At 34.8% G+C, this 12,592-nt stretch carries 11 protein-coding genes; 6 read left to right on the top strand and 5 right to left on the bottom strand.

The annotated features are described in order from the left end of the window. Positions 1 to 43: 43 nt before the first annotated feature. Positions 44 to 1,405, top strand: a complete 1,362-nt coding sequence (radA, locus tag AC000W_RS01835) for a DNA repair protein RadA (RefSeq protein WP_474745528.1) — start codon at positions 44 to 46, stop codon at positions 1,403 to 1,405. A 102-nt stretch (positions 1,406 to 1,507) separates the two neighbouring features. Here the strand turns inward: radA and AC000W_RS01830 are convergent, their stop codons facing one another. Both AC000W_RS01830 and AC000W_RS01825 read right to left on the bottom strand, forming a co-directional pair. After that, positions 1,508 to 2,548 (bottom strand): NADP(H)-dependent aldo-keto reductase, encoded by a 1,041-nt coding sequence (locus AC000W_RS01830; RefSeq protein ID WP_474745526.1) that lies wholly within the window; start codon positions 2,546 to 2,548, stop codon positions 1,508 to 1,510. Positions 2,549 to 2,620: 72 nt separating this feature from the next. After that, on the bottom strand, positions 2,621 to 3,385 hold the full coding sequence (locus tag AC000W_RS01825) for an exodeoxyribonuclease III (RefSeq protein ID WP_474745524.1): 765 nt from the start codon (positions 3,383 to 3,385) through the stop codon (positions 2,621 to 2,623). Between the two features lie 152 nt (positions 3,386 to 3,537). Between AC000W_RS01825 and AC000W_RS01820 the strand changes: the two genes are divergently transcribed. From AC000W_RS01820 to AC000W_RS01810, 3 genes are read left to right on the top strand one after another with little or no spacing between them, the layout of a single operon-like run. Then, positions 3,538 to 4,086 carry a DUF3575 domain-containing protein gene (locus AC000W_RS01820; protein WP_474745522.1) on the top strand — a complete coding sequence of 183 codons (549 nt, stop codon included), beginning with the start codon at positions 3,538 to 3,540 and terminating at the stop codon, positions 4,084 to 4,086. Continuing rightward, positions 4,087 to 6,168 carry a TonB-dependent receptor family protein gene (locus AC000W_RS01815; RefSeq protein ID WP_474745520.1) on the top strand — a complete coding sequence of 694 codons (2,082 nt, stop codon included), beginning with the start codon at positions 4,087 to 4,089 and terminating at the stop codon, positions 6,166 to 6,168. Positions 6,169 to 6,185: 17 nt separating this feature from the next. Then, the gene (locus AC000W_RS01810; protein ID WP_474745518.1) at positions 6,186 to 6,881 is read left to right on the top strand and encodes a 3-keto-disaccharide hydrolase; all 696 of its coding nucleotides are present in this window, start codon (positions 6,186 to 6,188) and stop codon (positions 6,879 to 6,881) included. 5 nt (positions 6,882 to 6,886) lie between these two features. Here AC000W_RS01810 and AC000W_RS01805 read toward each other — a convergent pair whose 3' ends face one another. Together AC000W_RS01805 and AC000W_RS01800 are read right to left on the bottom strand one after the other, a co-directional pair. Next, positions 6,887 to 8,428 carry a glycine--tRNA ligase gene (locus tag AC000W_RS01805; protein ID WP_474745517.1) on the bottom strand — a complete coding sequence of 514 codons (1,542 nt, stop codon included), beginning with the start codon at positions 8,426 to 8,428 and terminating at the stop codon, positions 6,887 to 6,889. 37 nt (positions 8,429 to 8,465) lie between these two features. Then, on the bottom strand, positions 8,466 to 9,362 hold the full coding sequence (locus tag AC000W_RS01800) for a hypothetical protein (protein WP_474745515.1): 897 nt from the start codon (positions 9,360 to 9,362) through the stop codon (positions 8,466 to 8,468). A 65-nt stretch (positions 9,363 to 9,427) separates the two neighbouring features. Here AC000W_RS01800 and AC000W_RS01795 point away from each other — a divergent pair, with 65 nt between their 5' ends. Both AC000W_RS01795 and AC000W_RS01790 read left to right on the top strand, forming a co-directional pair. After that, entirely contained in the window at positions 9,428 to 10,096 is a 669-nt protein-coding gene (locus AC000W_RS01795; RefSeq protein ID WP_474745514.1) for a ComF family protein, read from the top strand. Positions 10,097 to 10,118: 22 nt separating this feature from the next. After that, positions 10,119 to 11,759, top strand: coding sequence for an Ig-like domain-containing domain (locus tag AC000W_RS01790; protein ID WP_474745513.1), 1,641 nt, complete (start codon positions 10,119 to 10,121; stop codon positions 11,757 to 11,759). On the opposite strand, the gene AC000W_RS01785 is transcribed toward AC000W_RS01790, so the two are convergent. After that, entirely contained in the window at positions 11,743 to 12,519 is a 777-nt protein-coding gene (locus tag AC000W_RS01785) for an amidohydrolase (protein WP_474745511.1), read from the bottom strand. The genes AC000W_RS01790 and AC000W_RS01785 overlap by 17 nt on opposite strands. Between the last annotated feature and the right edge of the window lie 73 nt (positions 12,520 to 12,592).

Here is a 12,592-nt window from a genome sequence, read left to right as displayed (position 1 = left end):
TAACTTTAAACCTCAATATCTTTAGCCAAAACCAAATGTGTTAATGGCTAAAACAAAAACAGCTTTTTTTTGTCAGAATTGTGGCACGCAACATGCCAAATGGGTTGGGCAGTGCCATGCCTGCAAACAATGGAATAGTATTGTAGAAGAAGTAGTCCAAAAAGAAGAAAAAAAAAGTTGGAAAACCACTCAGAGTACTTTTAAAAAAATAGCAAAGCCCCTAAAAGTAAATGAAATAAGTACCGAGACGGAAATCCGTTTGGACTCTTTTGATTTAGAATTTAACCGAGTACTTGGTGGGGGAATTGTCCCGGGATCTCTTATTCTTTTAGGTGGGGAACCTGGTGTTGGGAAAAGTACCTTGTTGTTACAGATTGCCTTAAAGCTTCCTTATAAAACTTTGTATGTTTCTGGCGAAGAAAGCCAAAAACAGATAAAAATGCGTGCGGACAGGATTCATCCAAATAGTGAAACTTGTCTTATTCTTACTGAAACAAAAACCCAAAACATCTTTCAGCAAATTGAAGCTTCTGAACCAGACCTTGTGGTTATAGACTCTATTCAGACCTTACATTCAGATTATATTGAATCAGCGGCTGGTAGTATTTCCCAAATACGGGAATGTACTGCAGAGCTAATCAAATTTGCAAAAGAGACCAATACACCTGTTGTTCTTATTGGACATATTACCAAAGATGGAACTATTGCCGGCCCAAAAATTTTGGAACACATGGTAGATACAGTGCTTCAATTTGAAGGAGATAGAAATTATGTATATAGAATCCTTCGTTCTCTAAAAAACAGGTTTGGGTCTACCGCAGAACTGGGCATTTATGAAATGCAGGGAAGTGGTCTAAGAGAGGTAAACAATCCATCAGAAATATTAATTTCCAAAAACGATGAAGGGCTCAGTGGTACCGCCATAGCATCAACTGTTGAGGGCATGCGTCCTTTAATGATAGAAATTCAAGCATTGGTGAGCACTGCTGTTTATGGCACACCACAACGTTCTACAACTGGCTATAATGCCAAAAGATTGAACATGCTTTTAGCGGTTTTAGAGAAACGTGCTGGCTTTAAATTAGCGGCAAAAGATGTGTTTTTAAACATTACAGGAGGCATTTCTGTTGATGACCCCGCAATTGACCTTGCTGTAATTGCCGCCATCCTTTCTAGTAATGCTGATATCCCAATAGAAAAAGGTGTTTGTTTTGCTGCCGAGGTTGGGCTTGCAGGAGAAATACGGCCTGTACAACGTGTTGACCAAAGAATTTCAGAGGCCGAAAAACTTGGATTTACTTCAATTTATGTATCTAAGAATAACAAAATCAGTCTTAAAAACACACATATTAAAATCCATTTGGTTTCCAAAATTGAAGATGTTGTTACACGTTTATTTGATTAGCGTTTGTCTCTCATTATTCTAGCGATTACCATCAAAACAATTATAACAACAATAATAAATGCTATTTGCCAAAACCCTATTTGTAGAAAAATCAAACTCATATTATGGTGCAGGATTTGGAAGAAGCTCATGAATGGCATTAATACTATCTAAAACTTTATCACTTAAAGTTACATTAATACTATCTATATTCTCTTTAAGTTGTTCCATGGTGGTAGCTCCAATAATATTACTGGTTACAAAGGGTTGTTGATTTATAAATGCCAAGGCCATAGTCGCCAATGACATTCCATTTTCCCGTGCTAAATCGTAATACATTTGTGTCGCTTTTAAAGAATTCTCACCATTGTAGCGAGCCATATTAGAAAACAAAGTGATTCTTGCTTTGGATACATCTTGCCCTTCTATAAACTTATTGGAAAGTCTACCAAAACCTAACGGTGAGTATGGTAAACATCCAACATTTTCTCGAATGGAAATTTCAGCCAAGCCAACTTCATAAGTCCTGTTCAATAGATTATAAGGATTTTGCACAGAGACTATTCTAGGTAAATTATTATACTTGGCTTCTTCCAAATAACGCATAGTACTCCAAGGTACATCATTGGATAATCCTATATGTCTAATTTTACCTTCTTTTACATACCCATCTAGAATATGGAGAACTTCATTGATATTGTCGTCCCATTCTGCGGCATCAGTATGAATATAGCCTCTCTTTCCAAAAAAATTAGTTTGCCTATCTGGCCAATGTAGTTGGTATAAATCTATATAATCTGTCTGTAATCTTTTTAAACTACTATGAAGTGCATCATCAAAAGATTCCTTAGAATACCCTGTCTCTCGTATGTAATGTTTGTTTACGCTAGGAGGTCCAACTATTTTTGAAGCCAATACAATCTTATCCCTATTGCCGGTTTTCTTAAACCAAGTTCCTATAAATTCTTCCGTCTTCCCTTGGGTTTCTTTTTCAATGGGAATGGCATAAAGTTCAGCTGTATCAAAAAAATTAATGCCTTGTTCCAGAGCATAATCCATTTGCTCATGTCCTTCAGCTTCATTGTTCTGCTTACCCATGTTCATGGTGCCTAAACAAATTTTACTGACTTTAATATTAGTACTGGGAAGATTGGTATACTTCATAAAAAGGATATGGTTTGGTTTTTAAAAGCGTTAAAAATAACTATTTCCGTAAATTAAAATCTTAACATTATGTTATTTCTCTAACTCTATTAAAATAGGGCAGTGATCACTATGTTTAGCATCAGAAAGAATTACAGATTGTTTTAACCTATTCTTTAAAGGCTCGCTCACCATACCATAGTCCAATCGCCAGCCCTTATTATTGGCTCTAGAATTTGCCCTATAACTCCACCATGTATAATTATGGGGCTCGTTATTAAAATGTCTAAAACTATCTATAAAACCACTTCCCATAAAATCGCCTATCCATTCCCGTTCAACGGGCAAAAATCCTGATACATTTTTATTACGAACTGGGTCATGAATATCAATAGCTTCATGGCAAATATTATAATCTCCCAAAACAATAAGATTTGGCCTGGTTTTTCTAAGTTCAGTCGCATATTCTTTAAAATCTGCCATATACTTTAACTTAAAATCCAACCGATCCAAATTAGTGCCAGAAGGCAAGTACATGCTCATAATAGACACATCGCCAAAATCGGCACGGAGGTTTCTGCCTTCAAAATCCATATATTCTATTCCTGTACCATATTCTATATGGTCTGGTTTTGTTTTGGATAAAATAGCCACGCCGCTATATCCCTTTTTTTGCGCACTGTACCAATAATTGTGGGCATAACCAGCTTCAGAAAAAACAGAAAGATCCAACTGTTCTTGATTTGCCTTTATTTCTTGAAGACATAGTACATCTGGACCCACAGCGGTCAGCCATTCTATAAAACCTTTCTTTAAAGCAGCTCTAATTCCATTTACATTATAGGAAACTATTTTCATATTTATTATTTGAGTCTAAAAATAAAGAATGTTTATAGCACGTAGAAATATCTCCTCTTTAAAATTTCATGGAGTTTCTTAATTTTTCTTAAAACATTTTTGGTTTACTTTTTGATGCTTATCTTTCCAACCGTTAAAATTAAAAACTACCCATGAAAAAAAATGTCCTAGTATTTCTTTTCGTCGTTGTAGTTCCATTTTTTGCTTTATCACAGGAAAATACGGAAACTATCTCTCAAGAAAAAAATGAGCTTAAGATTGATGCTTTTAATCTTATTGCGTTTAAATATATAGACGTTTCTTATGAGCATCTAATTAATGATGAAGCGTCTTTTGGAATTGGCTTGCAATTTGGTCTTGATGATAGTAGTTCTTATGACGGATACGGACGAGACTTTGCCTTAACCCCCTACTACAGGCAATATTTTTCAAAAAGCTATGCAGCTGGTTTCTTTGTTGAAGGATTTGGAATGCTGAATTCTGGAAAAGACAATATTTATTATTATGATAATTTTGGAGGCAATGAATACGTCAATGAAAAATTTACAGATTTTGCCCTAGGAATTTCTATTGGAGGAAAATTTATCACTAAAAGAGGTTTTGTTGCAGAAATTTATGCTGGTGTAGGTCGTAATTTATTGGGTTCGGCATATGATGAAGTTATTGCTCGTACCGGAATATCTTTAGGGTTCAGATTCTAAATGAAACATACAACCAACCTTATAATATCTCTTAGTTTTCTTTTCCTAAACAATGTTTTTGGGCAAGATAATGAGTCCATAAAAAGAGACTCTGTGACCCAATTGGAAGAAATTATATTAAGTGATTTTGCCAATACAAAAAACGCAGCTGGTATTACTCCGTCTGAAGTAATCACTAAAGAAGTATTTCAAAATTACAGTCCTGTGGACATGGTTTCTTCAGTTAATCAAATTTCTGGCGTTCTCATTTTTTCTGGGGCCTTGAACACCAATAGAATTACTATAAGAGGTGTAGGTGCCAGAACTCCATTTGGTACGGATAAGCTTAGAATGTATTATAACAATATCCCGATTACAAACGGCACTGGATCATCTACCATTGAAGCATTTGACCTTGAAAACCTCAACGCGATTGAAATTATAAAAGGACCCAAAGGTACTGGTTATGGCAGTAATTTAGGTGGTGCTATTTTATTAAAACCCAATGAAGCTATTTTAAATACTACAACACTTTCCAATAGTTTTACCGTGGGTTCTTATAATTTGATTAAAGATAACCTCAGTTTTAATCATAAGGACGAAAAATTGGCTTTAGGATTTCAATACGGACATATGGAAACAGATGGTTATCGTGAGAACAACAGCTTTAATCGTAATGGTTTTTTATTGAACACCTCTTATCAAATCAACCAAAAAAACTCCATTGCACTTTTGGTTAATTATATTGATTATACCGCACAAATTCCCAGTTCTTTAAATGAAACAGATTTTAATGAAGAGCCTACCAAAGCAGCTTTTACCTGGAATGCTTCAAAAGGATACGAGGCCAATAAATATAGTCTAATAGGTTTGTCCTATTCACATGAGTTCAACAATAAATTAAAAAATACCACTAGCTTTTTTTATACCTATCTAGATCATTATGAGCCAAGACCCTTCAATATTTTAGATGAGTTTAGTAATGGATATGGGTTTAGAAGTGTCTTTTCAGGAAATCTAAGTACCGCCAAATATACTCTTGGTGGAGAACTATACAAAGACGAATACAATTGGGGCACTTTTGAAAATCTTTATGCAGAAAATAATGGTAATGGTAGCCTTCAAGGAAATAGAATTAGCAAGAACAAAGAGTACAGAAGGCAGTTCAATGCTTTCGGAACTTTCTTAATGCCTTTTTCTCAGACTTTTTCTGCTCAAATAGGGTTAAGTTTAAATAAAACTCATTATGATTTTAGAGATTTGTTCAATACAGGAGCTGAAAATAAAAATGCCAAAAGAAGCTTTGATGTTATTGCCTTGCCAAGCCTAACCGTATCCTATGACAATCCAACTGGACCTTCTTTTTTTGGTAATATAAGCAGGGGGTTCTCCAATCCAAACTTAGAGGAAACCCTTACTCCAGATGGGGTAATTAATCCAGAAATTGCTCAAGAAACTGGTGTTAATTATGAATTGGGCACTAAATTAAGAATGTTTAAGAAGAAAGTAAATGTGGGCTTAACGGTATACCAAATGGATATTAAAAATCTGTTGGTAGCGCAACGAGTAGGTGATGACCAATTTATTGGAAAAAATGCAGGAAAAACAAGACACCAAGGAATTGAGATTGACTTGGATATAACTGTAAAAGCATTTAAGACCTTTACAATGAAGCGCTTTTTTAATTATACTTTTAGCGACCATCGTTTTATTGATTTTGTTGATGGAGAAAATAATTTTTCTGGAAATCCTTTAACAGGAGTGCCAAAACACAGAATTGTTACAGGCATGCAAGTAGAGCATGATCGAGGTTTGTTTGCTGGCATGACCTATACACACATGGGCGTAATTCCCTTAAATGACTCCAACACACTTAGCACAGCTACCTATAACCTTATCAATGCAAAATTAGGATACAACAAACAGCTTAGTAGTCGGTTTAAATTAGGTGCCCAATTTGGAATAAACAACTTTTTTAATATACACTATGCACGTTCTGTGTTAATTAATGCAACTGGCTTTGGTGGTAATCTTCCTCGCTATTACTATCCAGGAAATAATCGTAACTTTTATGGCAGCCTGCAATTGAAGTATCAATTATAGTAAACACTGTTTAACTTATGAAATCCTTATTCCAAACCATAATCCTTCTCCTTCTTCTAATCTCTTGTTCTACTAAACAAACCTCAAAATCTCTTTTTGATGGAGAATCTCTAAATGGATGGTTTATAGATGTTCCAGAAATGGATACTATACCTGCTGCTAAAAATCCTTTCATTATTAGAGATGGCATGTTGGTTACGCTGGGAATTCCTGGTGGCCATCTAATCACGGATGCTTCCTATGAAAACTATAGGGTAAACTTGGAATATCGTTTTGCAAGAAAACCTGGAAATTGTGGCGCATTGGTTCATGTATCCAAAGATAAAATGAGGCGTTTATATGCCATGTTTCCACAATCTTTGGAAGTACAATTAAAACATACGGAAGCAGGAGACTTTTGGTTAATAGGGGAAGATTTAGAAGTCCCCAATATGGTAGAACGCCGTGGCCCCAAAGAAAAGTGGGGTGTGGATGGAGATAAAAACAGACGTATTCCCAATCTTACTGGCGATGTAGAAAATACCCCTGGAGAATGGAATTTTATGCAAATTGAATGTTATGAAAAGGAAATTAAGGTTTGGCTAAACGGCCAACTAGTAAATCACGGTTTTAATGCCACTGTAAGTAGTGGCAGTTTTGCACTACAATCAGAAGGTTCCGAGGTGGAATTTAGAAAAGTAGAAATGACCCCAATTACTAAATTAAGTAGATAGGGCTGTTAAATTTTATTTAGCCAATGTTTCATATCTACTTCTCTACCAATAACTTCTTTTACCTCTGAAATAACAATACGTTCCTGTTCCATAGTATCTCTATGTCTAATAGTAACCGTATTGTCTTCTAAAGATTGGTGATCTACTGTAATACAAAAAGGTGTCCCATTGGCATCCTGTCTTCTGTAGCGGCGACCAACGGCATCCTTTTCATCATAAATTACATTGTAGTCCCATTTTAGGTCATCAATAATTTTATGGGCCAATTCTGGCAAGCCATCTTTTTTAAGTAATGGCAATACCGCTGCTTTAGTGGGAGCCAATACAGCAGGGAGTTTAAGAACGGTTCTTGTTGTTCCATTTTCCAATTCTTCTTCCTTCAAAGAATTAGAAAACACGGCTAAGAACATCCTATCCAACCCTATTGAAGTTTCTAAGACGTAGGGGACATAAGATTTGTTTTCTTCATTATCAAAATACTGTAATTTTTTTCCCGAGAATTTTTCATGGCTACTCAGGTCAAAATCAGTTCTAGAATGTATTCCTTCTAATTCTTTAAAACCAAATGGGAACTTAAATTCTATGTCGGCAGCAGCATCTGCATAATGTGCCAATTTTTCATGATCGTGAAAACGGTAACAATCCTCTCCCATTCCCAATGACAAATGCCATTTAAGTCGAGTTTCTTTCCAATGCTCATACCATTCCTTTTGCGTACCTGGTTTAATGAAAAATTGCATTTCCATTTGTTCAAACTCACGCATTCTAAAGATAAACTGGCGAGCCACTATTTCATTCCTAAAAGCCTTTCCTGTTTGGGCAATTCCAAACGGAATCTTCATTCGTCCAGTTTTTTGAACATTCAAGAAATTAACAAAAATTCCTTGTGCTGTTTCTGGGCGTAAATACAAATCCATTGCACTTTCAGCTGAAGCACCCAATTTGGTGCCAAACATTAAATTAAACTGTTTTACATCTGTCCAGTTCTTGGAACCAGATATTGGGCAAGCAATTTCAAGTTCTTCAATCAAAGCTTTTACATCAGCTAAATCTTCATTTTCCAAAGACTTAGCCATTCTAGAAAGAGTATTGTTAATTTTTTCCTGATACCCCACAACTCGCGGGTTTGTAGAAATAAATTCTTCTTTATTAAAAGCATCCCCAAAACGTTTTGCTGCTTTGGCAACCTCTTTGTCAATCTTCGCTTCAATTTTTGCGCAATAATCTTCTATTAAAACATCTGCGCGGTATCTTTTTTTAGAATCTTTATTATCAATCAAAGGATCATTAAAAGCATCTACGTGTCCAGATGCTTTCCAGATAGTTGGGTGCATAAAAATGGCAGAATCTATCCCAACTATATTATCATTGAGCTGTACCATGGCTTTCCACCAGTACTCTCTAATGTTCTTTTTTAACTCAGTTCCGTTTTGTCCATAGTCATAAATAGCGCTGAGTCCATCATAAATTTCACTAGATTGAAATACATAGCCGTATTCCTTAGCGTGTGATATTACCTTCTTAAAATCGTCTTCTTGATTTGCCATTTGGCAAAAATAGAATTTTAGGGGAAAAGGATATAATTTATTTTAACTCAAATTGAGTTGTAGAAAGCAATCTTTCATCTTCAAAAACATTAAGGGTGTAAATCCCTTCTGCTAAAGATCCTTCAGGAATTGTAATAAAGTCACATATATCTACTTGTTCACCCATAAAAACAACTTCTACACGCTTACTATAGATATTTCCGTTAACAGAAATAGTATTGGCATTGTCTTCTATTACGCCCATATTTGGGCCTAAAAATTGAAAATAAACAACTTTATCTTCTCTAGATACATTAGGGTTGCCAACAAGGGTAACACAACCCCTAAGTTTTTCTATGGTAGATGCTTTGTTTGTTCTAATAGGCCTTGAACTTCTAATTCTATACCCACTGCCTTCTGCATTTTCTAATTTTAAATAACTTTTGGTCCTTAATTCTTTATTAAGCTCTTGAATTTTTTTACGCTGATCTGCCTCTGCTTGTGCCAATGAACTACGTTGACTTCTTAATTCTGCTATTTGCTTCCTGGTTTCCTCATACTTTTCAGAAAGTAGCATATTGTTATAGGTAAGAAAATTATTTTTTAGCCTTAAACTATCGTATTTAGCCTCTAAAGCTCTAAGTTGTGTTCTATTCTCTCTTAACTTAGCCGTATTAAAACTAATTCTACCAACAGAATCCAATAATTGTTGAACTCTGCTTTTTGAGCGCTCTAAATCTATTTCATATACCTCATTACGCGCTGATAGCTCATCCATTTGAGCTGTCATAAGAGTCATGTCTTTGACCAACAACTCTTTTTGTTGCTCCAAAAAATCTATTTGGGTCTGGGACTGGGCATAACTATAGTAAAAGGCAATAAGTATGCCTACAATAACAGCTGCCAATGCGGCAAGGATAATCTTATAGTTGAATTTACTATCTTGGGCTTCCATCTAATTTATAAGTAGGTTATAAAGATTTGTCACACTTCATTAAGTTAACAAAAATACTAAACCATGTGCATAACATCCTATTACCCCCTATCTGTTTTGGATGTAATGCGCATTTAATCGGGGGAGAGATAACATTATGTACCATTTGTCGAAATCAATTACCTCTTACCGATTATAACTATAACGAAGAAAACCCCATTGACCGTATTTTTTATGGAAGAGTTAACATAAAAAAGGCGAATTCCTTCCTATTTTTCACAAAAAATGGCATAGTTAAGAACATTATTCATCAATTAAAGTACAAAAACCAAGAAGAAATAAGTGGTTTTATAGGTGATTGGTTTGGAGAAATCATTAAAAAAGAAGATTTTCTCGCTCATATTGATGTAATTATTCCGGTGCCATTACACAAAAAGAGATTAAAAAATAGAGGATATAACCAAGTTACACTTTTTGGTCAAAAATTGGCAGAATATTTAAATGCAGATTATTTAGAAGGGGTTCTTATAAAAACTGCCAACACAAGAACGCAAACAAAAAAAGGTAGAATTTATAGATGGCAACAGAACCAAGATCTTTTTGAATTGGTAGATTCCTCTCTTTTAAAAAATAAAAATGTGCTCCTGGTGGATGATGTTATTACTACTGGAGCAACAATAGAAGCTTGTGCAAATGCCATTCACAAAGCAGAAAATGTTAATATATACGTGGCCACAATGGCTGTTGTGCCTTAATTTTTACAAATTAGTTGTTTCTTTGCCCAAAGTTATATTTATAGAGATGTTGAGACGTTTTTTAGGATTCCTTTTTATGGCTTTTGCCATATTTGCTTTTTTTCAATGTGCCAGTCAAGGAAACCCTACTGGTGGGCCAAAAGATGTTACTGCTCCCGTGCTAATAAGTGCAGAACCAGAAAATTTGACCACTAATTTTACAGCTAAAAAAATACGCTTGTATTTTGACGAATATATTAAATTGGAAAAAATTCAGGAGCAGCTTATTGTTTCTCCTCCTCTAAAATATTTGCCAGAAGTTACCCCACAAGGCAATGCCAGAAAATATATAGAAATCATTCTAAAAGACACCCTAAGGGAAAACACAACCTATACCATAAATTTTGGGCAAAGTATTGTTGACAATAATGAAGGAAATCCCAATAGTTTTCTCACTTATGTTTTCTCTACTGGGGATTATATAGATTCCCTTTCACTAACAGGTGTTGTCAGGGATGCATTTAAGCAAAAGGCAGATGAGTTTATTAGTGTAATGCTCTATGAAATTGATAGTGCCTACACAGATTCCACTATCTATAAACGTCCTCCAAATTATATAACCAATACTAGAGATAGTGCCATTATATTTAAATTGAATTATTTAAAGGCTGGAAAATATGCTTTAGCTGCCATTAGAGATGAGGGAAAAAACAATCTGTTCGATCAAATGACGGACAAAATAGGTTTTGTGAAAGATACTATAACACTCCCAACAGATTCCACCTACCTTTTAACGTTGTTCAAGGAAAAGCCAGATTATAATATTTCTGTTCCCAGTTTTGTTGCAGAAAATCGTATTCAATTTGGGTATCAAGGAAATAGAGAGGATTTTATAGTTGAAACACTATCACAACTACCAGATACTGTAAATAGCATCTATACAAAAGACAGGGAAAAAGACACACTTAATTTTTGGTTCTCTTATTATGAAATGGATTCTATACTATTTACAGTAACCAATGAGAAGCTTAACTTAATAGATACTTTTAGTGTTAAACCAAGAAAGTTGCCAGCAGACACCTTATTAATATCCCCTGGACAAAGAGGAAAATTAAGTTTTAAGGAAAGATATAATCTTGTTGCCAATACGCCTTTGGTTAAAATCGATACTTCCTATATGGCTCTTACCATTCAAGATTCATTGCCAGGGACTTTTTCAGCTTCTTTAGATACTGTAAAAAACAAAGTAGATTTTGATTTTGAAGTTGTCCCCGACCAAAGCTATAAATTAGAACTTTTTCCTGGAGCAATTGAGGATTTCTTTGAAGACACCAATGATACCCTTACTTATAATCTTTCAGCTGGCAGCTTGGAAGATTATGGAGATTTAAAGTTAAACTTAACGGGGAACATTAGATTTCCCATGATTGTTCAACTTACCAATGAAAAAGGAGATGAAATTATTAGAGAACTCTATATGACCGAACCAAAAATATTGGAATTCAATTATATAGACCCCTCAAAATATCTGATTCGGGTAATTTATGATGAAAATGGTAATGGGGTGTGGGATACAGGGAATTATCTTAAAAAAATTCAGCCAGAAAAAGTGAGCTACTACCCAGAAACTATAGAAATGCGTGCCATTTGGGTAGAGGAACACACATTTATTCTAAGAGAGTAAATACATCTCTATCATCCAAAAATTTTAACTTTCTTCTTGTGGTTACAATGTGTTCTTTTGTTAAAGTTGCATAAATAATATCCTTTTTTTCAGAGAAGGCTAGCTCTTCTCCCAATGAGTTGTATATAGCTGAATGCCCATTGTATTCATATTCATTTACATCCTTACCAACTCTATTCACTCCTATGCAATAAGACATGTTTTCTATGGCCCTAGCCTTTAATAAAGCATCCCATGCATTAATTCTGGGCTTTGGCCAGTTGGCAACATAAATTAATATATCGTAATCATCTGTGTTTCTAGCCCAAACAGGAAACCTTAGGTCGTAGCAAACAAAGGGGCAAATTTTAAACCCTCTATAATCAACAATCAGTTTTGAAGTTCCAGCTTTATAGACTTTATGCTCTCCTGCAAGGGTGAATGTATGTCTTTTGTCATATGTAGCCATTTGCCCATTAGGCTGGACAAAGAATAACCTATTATAATATTGATTGTTTTCAAAGAAAACTATGCTTCCAACTATGGCAGTTTTTCTTTTGGAAGCCTCGGATTGCATCCATTCCACTGTTTTTAAGCCCTCGGAATGGTCAATATTTGATGGGGACATCGTAAATCCCGTAGTGAACATTTCAGGAAGAACAATCAAATCTACATCATCAGAAATACCTGCAATTTTTTGTGAAAAAAAAGTCCTGTTTTCTACTGGATTCTCCCAAACTAATGGAACTTGTATACCAGCTATTTTTAATTGTTGCTCCATGCTTCAATAAATCCCCCTTTTAATGTAAATATTATTATCCAAAGATAATAAGGAATTTAATGCTAAGCATTAG

The organism is Saonia sp., assembly GCF_056326165.1.
This window is presented reverse-complemented; position numbering and strand designations above follow the sequence as displayed.